15 protein-coding genes are annotated in these 20553 nt (G+C 63.3%); 5 read left to right on the top strand and 10 right to left on the bottom strand.

Annotation, left to right across the window (positions count from 1 at the left end; all coding sequences use genetic code 11):
• The first annotated feature begins 71 nt into the window (after positions 1 to 71).
• The 3 genes from J2X35_RS10025 to J2X35_RS10015 all read left to right on the top strand — a co-directional run bounded on the left by J2X35_RS10025 (position 72) and on the right by J2X35_RS10015 (position 4354).
• Positions 72 to 971 carry a glycosyltransferase family A protein gene (locus tag J2X35_RS10025; RefSeq protein ID WP_310184726.1) on the top strand — a complete coding sequence of 300 codons (900 nt, stop codon included), beginning with the start codon at positions 72 to 74 and terminating at the stop codon, positions 969 to 971.
• 75 nt (positions 972 to 1046) lie between these two features.
• Entirely contained in the window at positions 1047 to 2576 is a 1530-nt protein-coding gene (locus J2X35_RS10020; protein ID WP_310184725.1) for an oligosaccharide flippase family protein, read from the top strand.
• Positions 2573 to 4354, top strand: a complete 1782-nt coding sequence (locus tag J2X35_RS10015; protein WP_310184724.1) for an alpha/beta hydrolase — start codon at positions 2573 to 2575, stop codon at positions 4352 to 4354. Before J2X35_RS10020 ends, J2X35_RS10015 begins: the two co-directional genes overlap by 4 nt.
• A gap of 38 nt (positions 4355 to 4392) precedes the next feature.
• On the opposite strand, the gene J2X35_RS10010 is transcribed toward J2X35_RS10015, so the two are convergent.
• From J2X35_RS10010 to J2X35_RS09990, 5 genes are read right to left on the bottom strand one after another with little or no spacing between them, the layout of a single operon-like run.
• Positions 4393 to 6843 carry a glycosyl hydrolase 2 galactose-binding domain-containing protein gene (locus tag J2X35_RS10010; protein ID WP_405023220.1) on the bottom strand — a complete coding sequence of 817 codons (2451 nt, stop codon included), beginning with the start codon at positions 6841 to 6843 and terminating at the stop codon, positions 4393 to 4395.
• 11 nt (positions 6844 to 6854) lie between these two features.
• Positions 6855 to 7829 carry a DUF1839 family protein gene (locus tag J2X35_RS10005; RefSeq protein WP_405023205.1) on the bottom strand — a complete coding sequence of 325 codons (975 nt, stop codon included), beginning with the start codon at positions 7827 to 7829 and terminating at the stop codon, positions 6855 to 6857.
• A complete protein-coding gene (locus J2X35_RS10000) occupies positions 7826 to 8740 on the bottom strand; it encodes an amino acid--[acyl-carrier-protein] ligase (protein WP_056114487.1) in 915 nt (304 codons plus the stop codon). Before J2X35_RS10000 ends, J2X35_RS10005 begins: the two co-directional genes overlap by 4 nt.
• A 4-nt stretch (positions 8741 to 8744) precedes the next feature.
• Positions 8745 to 9917, bottom strand: a complete 1173-nt coding sequence (locus J2X35_RS09995; protein WP_310184721.1) for an acyl-CoA dehydrogenase family protein — start codon at positions 9915 to 9917, stop codon at positions 8745 to 8747.
• Complete coding sequence (locus tag J2X35_RS09990; protein ID WP_310184720.1) at positions 9917 to 10168, bottom strand: acyl carrier protein; 252 nt, start codon at positions 10166 to 10168, stop codon at positions 9917 to 9919. The genes J2X35_RS09995 and J2X35_RS09990 overlap by 1 nt, the downstream gene beginning before the upstream one ends.
• 353 nt (positions 10169 to 10521) lie before the next feature.
• Between J2X35_RS09990 and J2X35_RS09985 the strand changes: the two genes are divergently transcribed.
• Positions 10522 to 11727, top strand: a complete 1206-nt coding sequence (locus J2X35_RS09985) for a glycosyltransferase family 4 protein (RefSeq protein WP_310184719.1) — start codon at positions 10522 to 10524, stop codon at positions 11725 to 11727.
• 95 nt (positions 11728 to 11822) lie between these two features.
• Entirely contained in the window at positions 11823 to 12836 is a 1014-nt protein-coding gene (locus J2X35_RS09980; RefSeq protein ID WP_405023219.1) for a glycoside hydrolase family 5 protein, read from the top strand.
• On the opposite strand, the gene J2X35_RS09975 is transcribed toward J2X35_RS09980, so the two are convergent.
• The 5 genes from J2X35_RS09975 to ilvD all read right to left on the bottom strand — a co-directional run bounded on the left by J2X35_RS09975 (position 12833) and on the right by ilvD (position 20530).
• Entirely contained in the window at positions 12833 to 14161 is a 1329-nt protein-coding gene (locus tag J2X35_RS09975) for a UDP-phosphate alpha N-acetylglucosaminyltransferase (RefSeq protein WP_310184717.1), read from the bottom strand. The genes J2X35_RS09980 and J2X35_RS09975 overlap by 4 nt on opposite strands.
• Positions 14162 to 14177: 16 nt before the next feature.
• On the bottom strand, positions 14178 to 16223 hold the full coding sequence (locus J2X35_RS09970; RefSeq protein WP_310184716.1) for a GumC family protein: 2046 nt from the start codon (positions 16221 to 16223) through the stop codon (positions 14178 to 14180).
• Between the two features lie 223 nt (positions 16224 to 16446).
• Entirely contained in the window at positions 16447 to 17364 is a 918-nt protein-coding gene (locus J2X35_RS09965; protein ID WP_310184715.1) for a DMT family transporter, read from the bottom strand.
• A gap of 30 nt (positions 17365 to 17394) precedes the next feature.
• On the bottom strand, positions 17395 to 18684 hold the full coding sequence (locus J2X35_RS09960; protein ID WP_310184714.1) for an amidohydrolase family protein: 1290 nt from the start codon (positions 18682 to 18684) through the stop codon (positions 17395 to 17397).
• 10 nt (positions 18685 to 18694) lie between these two features.
• The gene (ilvD, locus tag J2X35_RS09955; RefSeq protein ID WP_310184713.1) at positions 18695 to 20530 is read right to left on the bottom strand and encodes a dihydroxy-acid dehydratase; all 1836 of its coding nucleotides are present in this window, start codon (positions 20528 to 20530) and stop codon (positions 18695 to 18697) included.
• Positions 20531 to 20553: the final 23 nt, after the last annotated feature.

Genomic DNA, 20553 nt, shown 5'->3' with positions numbered 1-20553 from the left:
GGGCTGTGACGGATGGTGGCGCGGAGTGGGCGAGCGGACTTCCGGTCGCAGTTTTCCGGTAGCGGTTTTCCATGTTTCCCGAAGGATCTGAGATCGTTCTGTCGATGGTGGTCGCAACCGTTGGCCGTTCCGACGAATTGTCGCCGCTGCTGCAGTCTCTCTGCGCGCAGGGCCGGCGCGATTTCGAAGTCATCGTCGTCGATCAGAACCCGGACGATCGTCTCGTGCCGGTGCTCGCCGCCAAGGGAGCGGAGCTGAACATCGTTCATCTACGCACCGACAGGCACGGCGTCTGCCGGGCCCGCAACCTGGGGGCGGCGCACGCACGGGGAGAATGGCTGCTCTTTCCGGACGACGACTGCTGGTATCCGGACGATTTTCTCGGTCGTCTCGATGCAGTCAGGGCATCGCATCCGGCCGATTTCTATAGCGGCAGGGCCGCCGCCCCGGACGGTCGCGACATCATGGGTGCGTTCGAGTCCCGCGCCATGCCGATTACGCGGGCGAATGTATGGACGACACTGATCGAATGGATGCTGACGGTGCGCAAGGCCGCTTTCACCGAGGCGGGCGGGTTCGACGAGAATATCGGTCCCGGCGCTAAGACCCCGTGGGGCGCCTATGAGGTCCAGGACCTTGCGCTCAACCTGCTCGCTCATGGCCGTCATGGCTACTACGATCCATCGTTGACGGGCCATCACCCCGAAGATCTGAGCGACCGCACGACGGCGACGAACATTGCCAAGATGCGCGTCTACAGCGGCGGTCTCGGCTACGTCATGCGCAGGCACGGATACGCCTTGCCGGCGTTTCTGCCCAGCCTCCTACGGCCGCTTGCCGGCGTCGCTGTCTATACGGCTTCAGGCAAGCCAGGAATGGCGCGAAGGTCGTGGCAGATATTCCTCGGCCGATGGACCGGTTGGCGCAATGCGCCGCGGCCCCCGGAACCTGAAAAGGCGAGGGTATCTTAAGACTCCGGCGCTAGAGTCCGCCCGCGTGCGCGGTGGCGCCATGGCACATGACGTGCTGTGCTTTCAGGACCTGTGATGACCAAAGGCATCATGTCGAATTCGATCGTCAATGCGGCGGCGGGAATGCTGCTGCTGGTGACCGGATTCTGCTGCTCGGTCATCGTTGCGCGGCTTCTGGGGCCGGAAGCAAACGGCACGATCGCCTTTGCATTGTGGATTGCCGCCACCGGTTCGCTGATTGCCGAACTCGGCACCGGAATTCTCCTGATGCGACTTCTGCCACAGCTCAAGACAGCCGGACTGGACCATGACCGCCGCCGCGCGTTCGCGGCCTATCTGGCCTACCCGGTCCTGGCAGCGACGCTTCTGCTGGCCGTCGTCTATGTCGGCATTTTCCAGGCGCCGCGGGCGGCCGAATGGATCAAATCGACCACGCATGTGGTGATCCTCACCGGTGTGCTGTTGTTGGTGCAGTCGCTGGGGTCGTTCGCCAAGAATTACCTGATCGGCGAACAGCGCCTCGGCACATTCTTCCGGCTCACGCTGATCGGCTCGATCCTGCAACTGGCTGTCGTCCTGGGCGGCGCTATGACATACGGGGTTCTCGGCGCGCTCTTCGGCTACGTCGTTGGGCAGGCGGTTCTGTTTGCGTACACACTGAGAATCCTGACGACGCCTCCCCGGAGCGCCGGGCACGATGCCCGCCTTTTGGCCGGCACATCGGCGGTGCTTTTCATCGAATACCTCATCAGTGCGGTCTTCCTGACCCGGCCCGAGCTTTTCTTTCTCCAGCATTTTCGCGCCGTGGAGGAAGTCGGTTTCTATGCCGTGGCGTTGTCGCTCGCCAATCTGGCGCTGCAATTGCCGATCCAGCTCACCGGCAGCCTCATCCCCTTCTATTCGGAGAAGCGCGGCGCCGAAAATGGAACCGTGCCGGCCGAAACCTTCTCCGGCGTCATCCGCAGCTTCGCCTACATAACGCTTCCCATGTGCTTCGGTCTCGCGGCGATCGCCCAACCGCTGGTCGTCGCGGTCTACGGACCGCAATTCGCTCCGGCAGGTCTCGTCGTTGCCATACTGGCGCTCGGCTCCCCGGCCTACGTCTTCATTCAGCTCATGACGCAGTATCTTTATTCGATGGACCGCGTCGGCTACCGGCTCATGGTCAGCGGCATCGGCGCGCTCATCATGGTCGCCGGCTGCCTTCTCGCCGTGCCGCTGTGGGGCGGCGCCGGCGCCTCGGCGGTGCGCGGCCTGGTGTTCCTGGTCATGGGTCTGCTGTTGCTCCGCCACGTCCGCCTGACGGGAGGGCACGAAGCGTCCGGCGCTGTGGTGACAAAGATCGTGCTGGCGGCGCTGGCCTGCGGCGCTGTGGCGTTTTTCATGACCAAGGTGACGGCTGGCGTTGCCGGAATCGCCCTCGGCGTCGTTGCCGGCGCGATAGCCTATGCGGTGATGCTGCGGCTGCTGGCGACGGTTCCACCGCAGGATGCCGCCGTGCTCGACCGCATGTTGAACAGACTGCCGCGTGGCGTCCGCAAGGCGTTCCAGCCTTTGGTCCGGCTCATCGTACCGCTGAACTCATCGCGGCAGGCCGCCGAATGAGGGCCATTGGCGACCCTGGGCACGTTGCGGCTCAGTCCGAGCGGGAACCGGCAGCGGCCGCGCAGCCCGTCACCGTCGCGCGCACCGTCGGGCTCTACACGTCGGCGAAGGGCCGGCAGGCGGCTGCCTCGGTGCTGTTCCTCAGCCCGTGGGGGTTCGAGGAGATGTGCACGCGAAAGCTTTGGCGCATCCTCGCCGACCGGTTCACCGAAATCGGCGTCGCCAGTCTGCGCTTCGATTATCCCGGTACCGGCGACTCCCTCGATGCTGTCGATCACGGCACTGGTCTGCCGCTGTGGGAAGATTCGATCGTTGCCGCTGCCGCCGAATTGCGCCGATTGTCCGGCGCACACCGGATCGTCCTTGTCGGCCACGGCCTTGGCGCTGCGCTTGCCGGCATCGTCGCGCCGCGCCTGACCGACGTCGAGGCCATCGTCATGATGGCGCCCGTCGTTGAAGGCCGGTCCTATCTGCGCGAACTGGCGGCGTGGTCCAAAATGGTCGATGAGGGACTTGGTCTAAAGGCAGATCAGCGCATGACCGGCCATATCGCCATTGCCGGTCTCGTGATGCCTGATCAGGTCGCCGCCGAAGTCAAAACGCTCGCGCTGAGCCGGCTTGAGGAGCCGCCGGCACCGCGAATATTGGTGGTCCAGCGTCCCAACCAACCACGCGACGCCGGCATCGCCGACCATTTCGAAGCGTGTGGCGCGGATGTCGGGCGTCTGCCTTATACCGGCTACGAGGACCTCGTTTCCAATCCGTCCATCGCCAGGCAGCCGGAGGCGCTTGTCGAGAAACTGGTGAACTGGCTGGGCCGGGTTGCCGAACCTTTCGAACCGACCACTTCGGTTCCGGGTCTACCGAAGGAGGTTGTCCTTCACGGCAAGGATTTCATCGAAACGCCGCTGCGTTTCGGCGAAGGCGACCGACTTTTCGGTATTCTCTGCCACCCTCTGGGGCAACGGCGCGGCGCAACGGTGATCCAACTGGGCACCGCCTATGACCGCGCCGCCGGCTGGGGCCGCTCCAGCGTGGAAACGGCTCGATATCTTGCCTCGAACGGCGTCGCCAGCCTGCGCTTCGATGCCGCCAATGTCGGCGACAGCCCGCCGGCGCCCGCGGCGCCGGAACAGGTGTTGTTCGCGGATAGCCAGGTAGCCGACGTGCGTGCGGCGCTCGACATTGTGAAGGCGCATGATCTTGGACCGGCGATACTTGCTGGCCGCTGCAGTGGCGCCTATCTCGCCTTCCGGGGTGCCGTGGCCGATGCGCGGTGCAAGGCGGCACTGGTCGTCAACCCATACACCTATGTCTGGGACCACGAGGAAATCGTAGACGAAGCGCTACGCCAGACGGCGCGGTCTCTCGAGGACTATCGCAGCCGCGCCTTGCGGGTAGAGACGCTCAGGCGTCTCGCCGCCGGCGACATCGACCTCGCGCGCGCCGTACTCAACATCAGCAAGCAGATCGGCCGCAGACTTTCAGCCAGATCGGTTCGGCTTGGTAGCCTCTCCCGGCAGGGGCGAATCCACGAGGCCATTCACGCCGACTTCCGCATCCTGTGCGACCGTGGCGTGCCGCTCACGATCCTCTACAGCGGAGGCGATGTCGGTCTGCATCGATACCGGCTGCATTTCGGCCGCGAGGGCGCCGGAATGAAACGCTATCCGAATGTCGCGGTCGAAATCGTGCCGGATGCGGACCACAACATGTCGCCATCCTTCGCCAGGGTGCTTGTCCGCGATCGGATATTGCAGATGGCCCTGAAGTTCTGAAGGCTGGAAACTGGCTATAATGCCCTGGCCGCGCTCGGCTAGAATTGCACCGTCGATTTCATGTTGATCGCGCGGACGTCGCCGAAAGGTTTGGCCTCGCTTGACCGGCGCGAGAACCGCACCAGCCTTGGCTCGTGGGGAGCAAGGTTGAACCAGTTATCGCCGGCTGAAAAGCCTGGCGCATCTATCTGCACGCCCTGCGCCAGATGGCTGGCCGACAGCGTTAGCAGCCAGCCTTCGGAATCCTCGCTGAGCTCGACCGAAACCTCGGTGTTGCCGAGCGCGGCGGCGCGGCCGAGCGGAAAATGGAACGCCTCGCTGATTACAGCGCCGGTCTGCGCGTCCTTCAGCCGAGCCACCGTGACGTCATGCGAGGGCGGCCCGAACCGGAACGCGTAATTCGTATCGAAGAAAGCACCGAAGATCTGCGTCGCGGGCAGGGTCATGCCCTGCCGCGCGGCAAGAGTGACAATGCTTTCGCCGCGGACCACCGGAACCGAGCCATCGCGCAGGCAGACGAGTTCGATACGCAATTCGCGTGCCGCCGCCGTCTCGTTCAATACGTGTACATCGACCCCATTGGTGCCTTCGTCGGAAAGCAATATCTGCACCGGCCGAAAAGCGCGGCGCAGGGCATGGAACGCCGGCTTTGGTGTGCCAGTCGCGTCGATGACGCCCCAACCGGCGCCGGGCAGGAAATCCTGCAGGGACAGCACGAGCGCCCCATTGCAGCTGGATCCGGGCCTGCGCCATTCCGCGAACGTCGCTTCCATCACCTCCGCCGAGACTATACGCGACAGGTCGAGATAGTGCGTCGGGTTTTCGCGCCTCAAACGGATGGGGTCATGTCCGTAGAGGTCGGCGAGATAGTGATCGCGGATATCTTCGAAGTCCCACGAAGCGCCACGGTCGCGGGGCACGCGCGCCTTCCAGCGCGGATCGTGCGCCGCCGGGACCGGCAGATGCGTGTCCAGCGTCGATTGTTCCGGCACATTGGCAAAGGCGAGGCTCTCGGCGGCAAAGCGCATATTGGCCCGGCGCGCATCGTCGAGCGGCCGGCAATAGGCGCCGACGCCATAATAATGGGTCACGCCCGCATTCGGCGAGAACGGCATTGCCCCGCCGCACGGGCTGTTCGGCACGTAGGGCAGATCCGGCCTGATTTCGGTTGCAACTCCGGGGAGGATTTCGTCGGTCAGCGGGCCGGACCACGAAGCCTGGGGCAGCCCGAGCATAGCGGCCTGCTGCGCCATTTCGCTGCCGCCACACAGCACGGCAAGTGAGGGGGATGCGGACGTTCCCTGCAGAAACTGCCGCGCTTCCTGCTCGACCAGCGCCGCGAAGTCTGGATCTTCGCCGGGATAGTCGAAATTGGCGAACATGAAGTCCTGCCAGACCATGATGCCGAGCTCATCGCACAGCCGGAAAAAGTCCGGCGTCTCGTAGGTCATGGTGCCTGGAATGCGCAGCATGTTCATGCCGGAATCCGCGGCCAGACGCAGCCATGGTTCGTAGCCCTCCCGGGTACCCGGCAGGTTCGCCATGTCGGCGTTTGTCCACACCGCGCCGCGGCAGAAGACGCGCTCGCCATTGATGAGAATGGCGAAATCCTTGCCATCCGCGCCACGATCGATTTCGATGCGACGGAAGCCGGTGCGTCCTGCCGGATGCGCTCCGTCCGCGGTAACGATCGTCACATCCTGCAAGGCCGGACGTCCATGCGTGTGCGGCCACCATGCTTCGATGCTGGGCAGCAGAAGCGAGCCCGAAAAGCAGTCGCCGTCACGCACAAGCTCGGCTTCCCGATCAGCGCAGACGACTTTGACTGGTCCGCGCAATCCATGAGCGGAAAAACGTATATCGAGCCGGCCGTTGCCTGCCTCGTCGAGGCCTGCGCGCATGACGACGTCGCGCGGCGCGGGCGAGGCGTCCCGGAAGAGGCGGATCGGCCGAAAAGGACCGGCGGGATGGACTTCCGGGCACCAGCCCGGCATGTAGCCGATCAGCGACGTACGGGTAAGCCGCAACCCCTGCGGCGTAATCATCTGCGGCCGCCAGCGGGCGCGGCGGCCGCGCTGATCCAGATACGGCGCCAGCGCCCGGAAGCAGATGGCGAGACGATCCGTTCCGGTCAATATGACCGGAACGTCCAGAGCCACGAACATCGAGTTTGACGCGGCGACCAAACGGTCGTTCAGGAAGATTTCGGCGATGGTCGCCAATCCTTCGAACCGAAGCGTCGCTGCTCCTGGCGCTTCACCGGCGAGGTCGACCAAATACCACGCGTCTTGACCGTTCAAGGGTTGCGGCGCGGCGCGGTCGAACTTCCCCGCCCGCTCCAAGGCGCCAGCCACCGTGCCGGGCACCTGCGCGTCGATCAGTTTGGCGTTGTCGCACGCGCTTGGATCCGCCCAGGCTCCGGCGGGGGTTACAGCCATTCGCCAACCCCTGTCGAGCAGACGGTCGGTTTGCTCCAGAGGGGAGATCATCATGTCCATGCTCAGCCGATCCGCCCGGCCAGGATGCCGAACAGCCGGTCCCAGGCCTCTGCGGCAGGCTCGAGGATGCCCGCCAGCGGCTCGAATTTCCTGCGGGTGACGGCGCGGGCGAGCTGGAACTGAGCCGACTTGGCGACCTCGGAGACGCGCCGCGCTTCCGTGGCTGCCTCGCTCAGCGACCCATCCGGCGCGATCCAGTCCAAGTGACTTGCCGCCAGTTCGAAATTGGCGCCGAGCTGGCGCAGCGTGTTGAACGCGTATTGGTGGAAGAAGCCGAAAGGCCGTTCGGCGATTTCGGTGACCTGCTCGGGAAAAACCTGGGCGAATGCCGCGACGGGATTGGCCGCCGGCCGGCGGGCAAAGTGAACGCCAAGCAGCCGCAGCGCCTCGACGTGCAGATGATCTGGCGTGGGTGGCGCGGCGGGAAAACGCGCGAACTCCGTGTAGGGCAGGAAGGACGGTTCGTCCGGCGCGGCGTTGTGGTGGAACAGCCCGTCGAAATCGTCGTCCTCCAGCCGGAAGAACCCGCCATTGTGGAAGTAATCGAGACTACGGCCAGCTATATCGAGCCGGTTGACGGCGATCGTCGTCTTGCCGTGCTCGGTCCGGTAGGCGACGCCGCGCGTATCGGGCAGGAAATAGCTGTCCATCTCGACCAGGCAAAGCCGGCCGCGCTCGATCTGCACCGCAAGATGGGTCTCGACGCGGTCGTAAATGGCGAGTTCGGTGCATCTGATGCCGTAGAGCGATTCCAGATCGTCCAGCGGAACCTTGAAGAAAGTGAATTGGTCGCCCTCGAAATCCTGTGTCAGCGTAAAGCCGAGCATCGCCTCGGGCGGCGCGCCGAAGCTGTTCAGCACTTCGATCCACAGATCGACATAGCAATTGGTCTCCGGCCACATGCGCTCGGCATCGTGCAGCGCATGCGGACGGTAGCTCCCGGGGTCAAGCCCGGCGAAGACGGCCTTCTGGCTCAAGCCGAATATCCGAGCGCCTCGCGAACGGCGGTGGGCCAGTCGGCCACGCGCAGCCCGTGATGATGGAACAGCGCCAGCGCGATGCGCTCCAGCCCGAAGCCGACGCAGGCGGTATGCGCCACTTCGCCGTCGCTGGTCGTCAACTCCCAGGTCTTGCCGAAATGGTCCTGATGATAGTTGAAGCTCATGCAGGCGGTGGGCTTCGCCACCGAAGTGATCGGGATCAGCAGCTCGAACTTCAGATTCTGGTCGCGCTGGTTGTTCTTCATCATCCGCCCGGCGCGGCCGAAGAACGGGTCGTTGGCGACGTCGATCTCCACCGGAAGCCCAACCTTCGCCATCAGCTTCTTGCCGCGCTCCATCCACTCGCCACGGAAGGCCACGACCTGCTCGGGCGTGCCCATGCGGACGAACTCGCGCATGCGGAAAAGCTGCATGCGGGCAGGATCGTTGGACGGCTCGTGACGGAAGCAGTAGGACTGCAAAGCGAATAGCCCGCCCTTGACCGGCAACGGACCGCGCTTGGCGACCGTCGGATAGAGCGGATAGCAGGCGGCCGGCGTCAACACGATGTCGGTCGCTTCCTGCCCTTTTGTCCAATCCTGCCCGGTTTCCAGGCATTGCAGCAGGTTCATGTGGTCGAGTTCGTTGCCGCAGAAGCTGTGCACCGTGCCGGCAAGCTGCGGGAAGCTCTTCAAATAGCCGCTGCCCTCGAAATGCGCCTTGTTCATGCCCGGCGGAAAGCTGATCGCTTCAGCAGCATCGCCGGTCGCGAAGGTCTCGATCAGCGCCTCGAAGCGCCGGATAACGTCCTCGAATTCGCCGCTGCGGCCGTAAAGGCCTTCGACGCCCATATCGATGAGGAGGCCTGACTCGAACAGCCTGTCGAGCAGTGAGGTCTGCATGTCCATTGGATTATCCTGTCAGGCTGGTGTCCTGCCTGTGCGCCAGCAGCAGGTTGGACGTGTTGCCCAGTATGCGGTCGTTGGAGATCATCAGCTGCGCCGAATGCGCATCGCGCAGATGCCGTCCGAGGCTGAAGGGCGTGCCGTTCTTGTAGCCGAGGATGCCGCAGATCAGCATGGCGTGATTGATGATGGTGAGGATTGTCTCGGAAGAGCCGACCTTCACATTGTTCATCGCCACCGCGAAGCTCATCGACGACAGCCGGTCCGGATCGGACTTGGCCGTTTCGTATTCGCGCAACCCGGCAATCACGTTCGATTTGACCAGCTGAAGCAGGTTCGACGCCTCGGCCAGCCGCAGCGCGCCGGGCGGCGTGACGCCGGGGCTCTTGCGGGCCGCCGCGCGCACAAAGTTCTGCGCCCGCACCACCGCATTGACGGCGATGCCGTACCACACCGCGCTCCATAGCAGATGCGAGGTCGCCAGCATCGATTGCGCCGCGATTTCGGCGAAAGGCTTGGGCAGGATTTGCTCGGCCGGCGCCTCGCCCTTGAACAGATAGCCGTCGGAGCAGGTGCCGCGCATGCCGAGCGTATCCCAGATCTGGGTGCGTTCGAGCGAATACTGGTCTCTGGTGAAGGCCGTCATCACTTGGTCGGTCGACGCAGCTTCGGCGTTGGCGCGCGAGGTGATCAGGATCGCGTCGGCATATGCGCCATAAGATATGACGGTCGCGTCCTTCTCCAACGTGCAGCGGTCTCCGTTGACCGAAATGGCGCAGATGCTGTTGCGCAGATTGCCGCCGATGCCGCCTTCTGTGGTTGCCGAGGCGAGAAGCAGCTGTTCGTCGCAGATGCGCCGCATGAAGGCGCGATGCCAGGCGCTGTCGGCGCCATGCGTGACGAGGCTCGATAGTTTGATGTGGTGCATGGCGAACATCATCGCCGCCGCCGAACAGGACTGGCCGAGCAGCGAGCAGATTTCCGCGACCTGCGACAGGCTGGCGTCCTCGCCGCCCAGATCGCTGGCGACCTGGATCGACAACAGCCGCTCCAGCTTCATCGCATCCGCCGCTTCCTGCGGAAAGCGCGCCTGGGCGTCGACATCGTCCGCATGAGCGGCCGCGATTGCCGCGACACGCCCGGCGCGTTCGGCCAGGCTGGCGTTGACGGAGATGGTCATCAGGCTGCTGCCGCGCTGCCGGTAATGCTTTCCACGGCGAGCGCAATCGAGTCGATGCTCTGGAATGACCTGCGGTTGAGCAGGGCGTCGGGAAATTCGATGTCGAAGGCTTCTTCGATAGCCAGCATGATCTGCACCGAGGCGAAGGAGGAAAGGCCGGCCTTATAGAGGTCGGAATCGTCTCTCAGTTCGCTGGCCGCCATGGACAGGCCGCCATGCCTGGCAAGCAATTCACGTATCGTCTGTTTCATCGATGCCCCAACCTCTTCAAGGATCGTCTTGCATGGCCCTCAGGCTTGCAGTCGGGACCATACGGCAAGGTTGATAAGATGGGCTAAAGGGGAATGGATAAGGGTCGTTGAAACAAATCGCTAAATTGCTTTGGGTTTGTAGTTTTACCGGGCTTGTATGCCGGCTCGGGGCCGGAAATTTGCCGAATGGATTGAAGTTCGGTTTACCAAACGGTGCAAAACAATTCTGCCCGCTGCTGTGCGGAAGCTATCTTAACCCCACCTTAAGGATGCGGCGCGCGTCGGTGATGGCGAGCCCGCAGCAGTCCTCTGCCGTCAGGGCTGGAGCATGGCCGATTGCACGGACCGAAAAGATGAACCCGAGGCCTTCATTCAAGTCGGAATTCGCCGATAGCCGCCGGCCGCTCGCCGTGCAGGTGGTGCGCCAGTACGCGCCCAATCGCGGCGGTCTGGAAGACGTGGTGGGTAATCTTTCTGCCGAGCTGCGCAAGCGCGGCTACCGCGTACGAGTGGTGACGCTTGACCGGCAGTTCACCGCGCTCGACAAGAAATTGCCGGAACGGGAAATGCTGAAGGGTGTCGAGGTGGTGCGCATACCGTTCCGGGGCTCCACCCGCTACCCGCTGGCGCCGGCGGTTTTCCGCCATCTCGCCGATGCCGACATCGTCCATGTCCACGCCATCGATTTCTTCTTCGATGCCTTGTCATGGGGCCGCTTCCTTCACCGCAAGCCGCTCGTCGCCACCACGCATGGCGGTTTCTTCCACACAAGGAAATTCGGCGCGGTCAAGAAAATCTGGTTCCAGACCGTGACACGCCTGTCAGCCCTGGGCTATCGCTATCTGGTCGGCTGCAGCGCCCAGGACACCCGCGCCTTCCAGGCGATCGCCGGCGAGCGGGTGGTGCAGATAGACAATGGCGTCAACATCGACAAATTCGCCGGCGCCGCATCGGCCTTTCCCGTTCGGCGCATGGTCACGCTCGGCCGGTTCTCGGCCAACAAGCGTCTCGACAATCTGCTCGATACGATGCAGCGGCTCGTCCGGCTCCAGCCAGACTGGCGGCTGGATATTGTCGGCATTCCCGGCGACATCACCGAGGCCGATTTGCGGCGGATGATCGGAGAGCGTGGCCTGACCGGCAAGGTGGAATGTCATATCGGTCTGCCGGACAGCGCCATCCGCGCGCTTCTCGGCCACTGTTCCTTATTCGCTTCCGCTTCCGAGTATGAAGGATTCGGCCTTGTCGCTGTTGAAGCCATGAGCGCGGGGCTGATGCCTCTGCTCCACCCCAACACCGCTTACAGCGATCTCGCTTCCAGGCATAAAGAGGTCCGGCTCTGCGATTTCGGTGCGCCTGAAAAAGCGGCGGCTTCCATAGAAGCGGCGTTCGCCGAACTGTTCACCGGCGCCAATGCCTATCGCCTGGCCGCGATGCAGGCGGCAGCGGCTTACTCATGGGAGCGCGTCGCAGACCGATACGCCGAACTATACGGACACGTCCTGAAATCCGAGCCAGCGTCCGAGGAGCAGTTGACGCTCCGGCACAAGCGCATCTGAGATCGGTCTTGCAAAAAAGCCCACAGATCGGTTCGGCAGGCGTGCCACGCACGGGCGATCGGTCGCGCCGCCATTTACTGCGGCTGTCGGCAACGATTGTGGCCCTTGCCGTTACGTTCGATGCATCGGCGAGTTGCCTGCGCGGCATAAACCTTTCGGGGGCGGAATTCGGCGAGCCTCCGGGCGTCTACACCAAGGATTATATCTACCCCAGCGACCGCACGATCGAGTATTTCACCGCCAAGGGCTTCAATTCCGTGCGGCTGCCGTTTCTGTGGGAGCGGTTGCAGCCGGAACTGATGAAGGATTTCAACGGCGCGGAGAAAGACCGACTCGCTGATGCCGTGGCCCAGCTGAAGACCGCCGGCATGACCGTCATTCTCGATCCCCATAACTATGCCCGCTATCGTGGTCAGGTGATCGGCTCCGACGCGGTTCCGGAAGCGGCCTTTGGTGATTTCTGGAAGCGGCTGGCGGCCCAGTACAAGAACGACAAGTCGGTCCTGTTCGGTCTGATGAACGAGCCGCACGACATGCCGGCGAGGCAATGGTTGTCGGCTGCCAATGCGGCGATAGCCGGGATACGCGAAGCCGGCGCGGACAATCTGGTCCTGGTTCCCGGAACGAACTGGACCGGCGCGCACAGCTGGGAGAGCGGTTCGCCGGAGGAGGCGAACGGGACCGTCATGCTCGGCGTCAAGGATCCTGGCGAAAACTACGCCTACGAGGTCCATCAGTATATGGACGGTAGCTTCTCCGGGACCAGCCCGACCTGCGAACGTGCCGGCGATGCGGTGGCCGCGCTGAAAAGCGTTGGTGCATGGTTGGAGAAGAACGGCAAACGTGGCTTTCTCGGCGAGTTCGCCGGCGCTGCCAACACCGAGTGCATGACCGGGATCGCCAACATGGCGGGCGTCGTCAATGCCGACCCGCAGCACTGGGTCGGCTGGACGTACTGGGTCGCGGGCGACTGGTGGCCGGCTACCGAGCCGATGAACATCCAGCCCTCGGAAGACGGTGACAGGCTGCAATTGAAGGCGCTGGAACTTGGCGGCGGCGTGCCCGCGCCATCGGGGGCATGTCCGGCACTGGAAAAGCAGCCAGGCTAGCGCGCCATCGACATTGATTGTGGGCGCGAAGAGCGATGCCGGGCTGCCGAAAGCCTGTCTTCGGCGGTTCGGCTTGTGTTGCGCCGATACGCGTCGGAGCAACCAAGCAGGAACCACAGCAGCGCCGCCGTCTTGATCGAATAGAACGAGTCGCTGATCAGCATCAGAAGCAGCAGATAGACGATCGCCATGGAGTGAAAGCGCCAGGCCCGCGCTTCCGCCAGCGGCGCGTTGACGAACAGCACCCACAGGGCGACGAACCCGCCAATGCCGAAGGCGGTCAGAGAATAGGCGATGCCGGAATCGGCAGTGAACTGGTCGGTGGTTTCGGTGCCCAGCACGACGCCGGTCGAAAGCTTGGTCAGAATGCTGGCGGTCACGGCGAAGCGACCGGAAATATCGTTCGGCCCGCCGCCGGTCACCGAGGTGATGCCATAGATCGCCAACACCGCGAGCAGGATGAAGGGCAGCACGCTCCAGAAGATGCGAGGAATGTAGTTGTAGAACGGGTAGAGCACAGTGATGAGTACGCAGGTGTAGAGGCCGAAGCGGGCGTCAGCCAGCGCGACCACCACGAAGGCGAGGGCGAACACCCACCAGCGCCCGGCAAATTCCCGTCCGCGGTAGAGCGCCCACGAATAGATGATGACGGCGAAGTTGCCCATCGAGACCGGCTCGAGGAACACCGACGAAACCCGGTGCTGGCCGAGGAAGGGCAGGATGGTGCGCGCCTCGGGCCGCACGCCGGAAATGAACAGCCCCTTGGTCTGGCCGTAGAGCTGGTCGACCGTCACCGTGCCGCGTGCCAGATAGTAGCCGATGACGTTGAAATAGGAGATGAAGGTATCGACCGCGAGATATTCGAACAGGCCGATACCGACGACGATCAGCGCGCTGATGACGACAAGCTTGTCGCCGAGCTTTGGATCGCGGATGCGCGTGCCGACAAAGTAAAACGCGATCGGGATCAGGATATCGCGCACGGATTTCAGGTTGAACTGGCCGCCGCGCAGTGCGAACAAAAAGATCATGTAGCTGACGAAGACCGCGACCAGGAGGTAGAGCGCCGAGCGCCGCGTCATTGCCAGCAGGAACACCGAGCCGACGATCGCCATCTCCGACAGGATGACATAGTTGTCGTTGATGCCGGTGATGCGCGTGTTGACGAAGCACAGCAGGAAGTTGAATACCAGCGCGCCGACGATCAGCAGGGCCGTCAGCAAACGCACCGCCTGAGGCGCGGCCGGGCTCTCGGCATTGGAGAACGATGCCGCAGGAGCGCTGAACGCCGATAAGGTCGTCGCTTGGGCCCAGTCCCGGCTCATGATTGCCGCCGGTTGGTCATGCCGCCTTCCGGGCGGCGACGAGCGTACCGACCAGCTTTTCGCGCCATGGCTCGATTTCGGCCATCAGCATGTTCAGGGTCGTAGGGTCCGCCTTGCCTTGCGAAAGGATGAGGATGCTGTCGGCATATTTCAAAACGATCGGCAGGATTTCCTCGGCCTCGGTTCCCCATGCATCGACGACGAGGAAGGGCCGATTGTTTTGCGGGGCCGCCTCCGGGACGAGCGCCAGCAGTGTCTTTGCCGGACGCGGCTTTTCGCCCAGCCGCGTAAACTCCAGCAGTTCCGTCAATGGATTGAGACCGTAGCGCGTCAGCGGAGCGACCTTGTCGAGGAAGCCGACCGGTTGACGGCCGGTCAGGGACTGGATCGTCTCGAGCCGCAATGTGCCGTCGCTGAAAAACACGTCTTCCCCGGCGCGGTGCAGTGAGCTGGCGATGTCGGCGGCGGCAAGGTAGCCGGCATAGCCTGGTGTCGCGTTCAGCACGGCCACCGCAGTCGCAGAACCGGCTTCGCGGCGGGAGCGCAACAGTTCCATCGTGCGACCGAGGCTGAGTTCGAGCGGTAGGTCGGCCAGCTTTCCTGTTTCAGATGCGCGGCTGCGTTTTAGCTTGAACATCTGCCGGACATTGTGCGCGAAGCCGGCGCTATCCCGCGCTGCGGGAGCTTCGGCAGGGCGTTGTGCCGGCGTTTGCACGACAGTCGCGGCCGGAGCGCCGCCGGATAGCATGTCCCGCGCCACGGCGACCACGCTGCCCAGCGCAAGGCCGAACAGCAACGACGCGGCAAGGACGAGCGCCTTGGGCGCCTGCACCGGGGTGGAGGACGGGACCGCTGCCGATATGACGCGCGAATTGCTGCTGTTGATATCCTGTTGCCGGCCAAGCTGCTCGGCGCGGGTCAGGAAGGACTGGTAGACCGTGTTGATCGAGGCGGCTTCGCTTTCAAGCTGTGCCAACCTGATCTTGGCCTTGCCCTTGTCGCTGTTGCTTTCGCTTGTTTCGTCGAAACGGTTCTGCAGTGCGGCCACGTTGGCCTTTGCCCGTTCGTAATTGTTGGCTGCGGATTTGCGGATGCGGCCAAGCTCTTTTTCGATTGTCGTGCGCATGCTCGCCACCTGGGAGCGGATGGCGCGCATCTGCGGATGCCCTTCGCCGAGCGTGGTGGAAAATTGCGCCTGCTGGTCGAGCAGTTGCGCATAGCGTGCGCGCAGACTGGTCAGCCCGGTCGACTGAAGGGCCTCGGCGATGGCGCCAGTCTCCACATCCGACAGATTGAGCTGGTTCGCCTGTTCGGAGATCGTCTTCTGCTGGTCGGCCACCTGTTTTGCCGCCAGCAACTGCTGGCTCAGTCCTGCCAATTGCTGGTCGCCGACGAGACCTTGCTGGCCGGTGCTGACAAGGCCGTTTTCGGCGCGGAATCGTTCGGCTTCGGCCAGCGCCGCGATCAATCTCTTGCGCAGCTCTTCCGTCTGCACTTGCAGCGCCATGCTGGCCTTGTTGTCGGCGTCGGATTTGGACGTGCTGGATGTGTCAATGTAAAGCTCGGCGATGGTGTTGGCTATTTTCGACGCCGCGTCGCTGTCACGGTGTTTGACAGTGACCGAAAAGACCAGTGAATCGTCGGCCCGGGCGATGGTCAGGTTTTTGAGCAGCGCATCGACGACGGCATCCGTCCGGTCACCCTCCGCCTGGGGAGCGCGGCCGAAGATCATCTGGCGCAGGCCGCCGCCGCCAGCCAGATAGCTGTCCTTCGTCAGGTCGAGCTTCTTGACCACCTCGCGCAGCAGATCGCGTGATTGCAGGACGTAGATCTGGCTGCCCACGGTCTGTGCGCTGGCCTGCTGGCCGATGCCGGCGTTGCTTTCTGCCCCGATGACGGGGGCACGGTCCAGATCGACCAGGATCTGGGCGCTGGAGCGATAGTAGGGCTTCTGGACGAGAAGGAATGCGAACGCCAGCGCCACGCACAACAGCGTGGTGAGAATCACATAGCCGGCCCGGCGTTTGAGAATCCCGGGCAATTGAAAAATGTCTATGTTCATCGGACGCCGGAAAACCAACAGTGGCCATCCGTTGGGGCTGGCCGGGCGGCGCGAACAGCAGCCGTTGCTTTCATCTCGAACGGAATAGGCTGGCGGCGTTCGCGTCGCCCCAAATCTTTCAACTTATGATTAATAAACTCATAATTCCGCGTCCCGATCTGCGTTTACGGACACGAAGCAAGCTGCTTTGCAGCGGCAAAAGGGCAAGCGGGGGCGAAAAGCCTTAGTTGATGCTGTTCGGCACGTCTGCCGGCCCATCGTCGACCACCTTTTGTCGGTGGAAGATGAACAGCCCGGCGAGCACGATCACCGCCGCTCCGACCAGCACGCGCGGCTCGGGGAATTGCGAGAACAGGAGCAGCCCCAGTATCACCGCCCACAACAGCAGGCTGTAGTGGAGCGGCGCCAGCACCGAAGCTGGGGCAAGCTTCGCCGCGCGCGTGATCAGCAGATGCGCCACGCAGGAAACGACGCCGAGCAACAGCATCATGCCGGTTTCCGGCAGGGTCGGCGTTTTCCAGGCGAAAGGCACGAGGGCGGCGCCGACAAGCAGCGCGCCGATGGTCTGCCAGGTCACCAATGTGGTGTCGCTGGTGTTGCGCAGCCGACGGTTCAGAACCGTCGAGATGGCGAAGGCGATGCTTCCGGCGAGCGCCAGCATCGAGGCGGGCGAGAAGGCGGCCGCTGACGGCTTGAGAATGATGATGACGCCGATGAAGCCGATATAGATCGCGGCCTGCCGCCGCCAGCCGACTTTTTCCCCGAGGAAGAAATGCGAAAGCGCCGTCACATAGATGGGGCCGGCCATATAGAAGCTCATGGCGTCGGCTAGCGGCAGATAGACCACCGCCGCATAGAAGAGGCCGGTGTCCAGAGTCGCCATGACGACCCGCAGGAGCTGCAGCCAGGGCTTTTCGATGTGGAAAAGCTTGGCAGCGCTCTGACGGACAAGCATCGGGCCGAGGATGAAGAACGCGCCGGCGGAGCGGATCAACAGCACCTGTCCGACGGAAAAGCTGACGACCATGATCTTGCCCATGGCGTCGTTGAGCGAGAACATCATGTCACCCAGCAGCATCAGTGCGATGCCGGCCAGAAGCGTGTTTGTCGTGAACAGGTTGGAGAGTCGGGCAAAAGCCATGTCGGTCGGATACCCGCTAAGACGCGATTGTCAGGCAGTGCCGCCGGCGTCGTGCCGGCGGTTGACGCTGCCGGGCCGCCCGGCGATGGAAAGACTTGTATCGCGTTTTGGCCGCGTGGCGACAATTTTGCCGCGGGAAATGACGCATAGGCGCTCGGCCCGCAGCCGCACGGCTTCCACCGGATTTTCCGCATCCAGCACGACGAGGCTGGCCCGCTTTCCGACTTCGAGTCCCAGATGATCGAGCCCCATGATGGCGGCGTTGACGTTCGTCACCATGTCGAAGCAGCGCGCCATCTCCGCCGGGCTCGACATTTGCGCCACGTGCAGGCCCATGAAGGCGACGTCGAGCATGTCGGCTGTGCCGAGCGAATACCAGGGGTCGAGCACGCAGTCCTGGCCCCAGCCGACACGGATGCCCAGCGCCTGCATCTCCTTCACGCGGGTGAGGCCACGCCGTTTGGGAAACGTGTCGTGCCGCCCCTGCAACATGATGTTGATGAGCGGATTGGGAATGGCCGAAACCTGCGCTTCCGCCATCAGCGGCAGCAGCTTCGAAACATAGTAGTTGTCCATCGAATGCATGGAAGTCAGATGCGACCCCGCCGTCCGGCCTTGCAGGCCGAGGCGCTGGGCCTCGTAAGCCAGTTGCTCGATATGGCGCGACAGCGGATCGTCGGTCTCGTCGCAATGCATGTCGACCATAAGCCCGCGTTTCGCGGCGATCTCGCACAATTCTGTCACCGAGCGCGTGCCATCAGCCATCGTGCGCTCGAAATGCGGGATGCCGCCGACCACATCGACGCCCCTGTCGAGCGCCCGCAAGGTGTTTTCCCGAGCTGTCGGCGAGCGGTAGAACCCATCCTGCGGGAAGGCCACCAGTTGCAGGTCGATATAAGGTGCGATCTGCTTTTTGACGTCGAGAAGCGCTTCAACGGCAAGAAGCCGGTCGTCACACACGTCGACATGCGTGCGGATTGCGAGCAGGCCCATCGAAACCGCCCAGTCACAATAACGCAGCGCGCGATCGCTGACGGCCTCATGCGTGAGCAGCGGCTTCAGTTCGCCCCACAGCGAAATGCCTTCCAGCAGCGTGCCCGACGCGTTGATGCGCGGGATGCCGTAGGACAGCGTGGCGTCCATGTGGAAATGCGGGTCGACGAAAGGCGCCGAGACAAGGTCGCCAGAGGCGTCGACGACCGTACCGGCTTCGGCCTCGAGCTGCGGCTCGATGGCCGTTATGGTCTCGCCTTCGATCCCGATGTCCGCCGTTCTGCCGTCAGGCAAGACACCGCCCCGAACGATGAGGTCGAATGCCATGCGATCCCGCTCAGTCCGGCACTTTGCGCACGGCGCCCTTGTCGGCGCTGGTGGCGAAGGCCGCGTAGGCGCGCAGGGCCTGGGTGACATTGCGCTTGCGCTTTTCCACCGGCTTCCAGCCTGCCTTGTCCTGCGCTGCACGCCGTTGCGCGAGTTCGGATTCGGACACGGCGAGGTTGATGGTGCGGTTCGGGATGTCGATCTCGATGATGTCACCGTTGCGCACCAGCCCGATCGTGCCGCCAAGCGCCGCTTCCGGCGAAGCGTGGCCTATCGAAAGGCCGGACGTGCCGCCCGAGAACCGCCCGTCCGTCAGGAGCGCGCAGGATTTGCCAAGCCCCTTCGACTTCAGATAGCTGGTCGGATAGAGCATTTCCTGCATGCCGGGACCGCCGCGCGGACCCTCGTAACGGATGACGACGACATCGCCCGCCTTGACCTCGTTGCCGAGGATGCCCTTGACCGCCGCGTCCTGGCTCTCGAACACCACGGCGGGACCGGAAAATTTCAGGATGGATTCGTCCACCCCGGCCGTTTTCACCACGCAGCCGTCCAGCGCCACATTGCCCTTCAGCACAGCAAGTCCGCCATCCTTCGAGAAAGGATGCTCGGCGCTGCGAATGGCGCCCTTTTCACGATCCATATCCAATTCTTCCCAGCGCCGGCTCTGGCTGAAGGCCGTCTGGGTGCGCACCCCGCCTGGAGCGGCCTTGAAGAATTCATGTACGTTCTGGCTTTTCGTGCGGGTGATGTCCCAGTGGTCGATAGCCTGGCCGAGTGTTGGCATATGCACGGTTGGCAGGTCGCGGTTGATCAGGCCCGCTTTGTCGAGTTCGCCGAGGATCGACATGATGCCTCCTGCGCGATGGACATCTTCCATATGCACGTCGTTCTTGGCTGGCGCCACCTTGCAAAGCACAGGCACCCGGCGCGACAGGGCGTCGATGTCTTCCATAGTGAAGTCGATCTCGCCCTCATGCGCGGCGGCAAGGATATGCAGCACCGTGTTGGTAGATCCACCCATGGCGATGTCGAGAGACATGGCGTTTTCGAAGGCTTTCTTGGAGGCGATGTTGCGGGGCAGGGCGTTGGCGTCGTCCTGCTGATACCAACGCTGCGCCAGGTCGACGACCACATGCCCGGCCTCGACGAACAGGCGTTCGCGGTCGGCATGTGTAGCCAGCGTCGAACCGTTGCCAGGCAGGGAGAGGCCCAGCGCCTCGGTCAGGCAGTTCATCGAGTTGGCGGTGAACATGCCGGAGCACGAACCGCATGTCGGGCAGGCGTTGCGCTCGATTTCCGTGACGTCCTCGTCGGAAACGCTATCGTCAGCGGCCGCCACCATGGCGTCGACGAGATCCATGGCGCGCGTCTTGCCGCCGAGCACGACCTTGCCGGCCTCCATGGGACCGCCCGAGACGAAGACGGACGGGATGTTGAGCCGCATCGAGGCCAGCAGCATGCCGGGAGTGATCTTGTCGCAGTTGGAGATGCAGACCATGGCGTCGGCGCAATGCGCATTGACCATGTATTCGATGGAGTCCGCGATGAGCTCGCGCGAAGGCAGCGAATAAAGCATGCCGTCATGGCCCATGGCGATACCGTCGTCGACGGCGATCGTGTTGAATTCTTTGGCGACGCCACCGGCTTTTTCGATTTCCCGCGCTACAAGCTGACCAAGGTCCTTCAGATGCACGTGGCCGGGTACGAACTGGGTAAAGGAATTGACCACGGCGATGATCGGCTTGCCGAAATCGGAATCCTTCATGCCTGTGGCGCGCCACAGGCCGCGCGCGCCGGCCATGTTGCGGCCATGGGTGGTCGTACGTGAACGATAGGGAGGCATTAGCTTGTCCTAGCTGGGGTCAA

This window comes from Mesorhizobium sp. BE184, assembly GCF_031457045.1.
GTDB lineage: Bacteria > Pseudomonadota > Alphaproteobacteria > Rhizobiales > Rhizobiaceae > Mesorhizobium.
The sequence above is the reverse complement of the archived record's forward strand: the minus strand, read 5'-3'. Positions and strand labels throughout refer to the sequence as shown.

Coding starts and splice junctions, on each gene's coding strand:
- J2X35_RS09960 (WP_310184714.1), bottom strand. CDS start 18,684: ATGGCATTCGACCTCATCGTTCGGGGCGGTGTCTTGCCTGACGGCAGA.
- J2X35_RS10000 (WP_056114487.1), bottom strand. CDS start 8,740: ATGGACATGCAGACCTCACTGCTCGACAGGCTGTTCGAGTCAGGCCTC.
- J2X35_RS09990 (WP_310184720.1), bottom strand. CDS start 10,168: ATGAAACAGACGATACGTGAATTGCTTGCCAGGCATGGCGGCCTGTCC.
- J2X35_RS10010 (WP_405023220.1), bottom strand. CDS start 6,843: ATGATCTCCCCTCTGGAGCAAACCGACCGTCTGCTCGACAGGGGTTGG.
- J2X35_RS09965 (WP_310184715.1), bottom strand. CDS start 17,364: ATGGCTTTTGCCCGACTCTCCAACCTGTTCACGACAAACACGCTTCTG.
- J2X35_RS09975 (WP_310184717.1), bottom strand. CDS start 14,161: ATGAGCCGGGACTGGGCCCAAGCGACGACCTTATCGGCGTTCAGCGCT.
- J2X35_RS10015 (WP_310184724.1), top strand. CDS start 2,573: ATGAGGGCCATTGGCGACCCTGGGCACGTTGCGGCTCAGTCCGAGCGG.
- J2X35_RS09970 (WP_310184716.1), bottom strand. CDS start 16,223: ATGAACATAGACATTTTTCAATTGCCCGGGATTCTCAAACGCCGGGCC.
- J2X35_RS09985 (WP_310184719.1), top strand. CDS start 10,522: ATGAACCCGAGGCCTTCATTCAAGTCGGAATTCGCCGATAGCCGCCGG.
- J2X35_RS10020 (WP_310184725.1), top strand. CDS start 1,047: ATGACCAAAGGCATCATGTCGAATTCGATCGTCAATGCGGCGGCGGGA.
- J2X35_RS09995 (WP_310184721.1), bottom strand. CDS start 9,917: ATGACCATCTCCGTCAACGCCAGCCTGGCCGAACGCGCCGGGCGTGTC.
- ilvD (WP_310184713.1), bottom strand. CDS start 20,530: ATGCCTCCCTATCGTTCACGTACGACCACCCATGGCCGCAACATGGCC.
- J2X35_RS10025 (WP_310184726.1), top strand. CDS start 72: ATGTTTCCCGAAGGATCTGAGATCGTTCTGTCGATGGTGGTCGCAACC.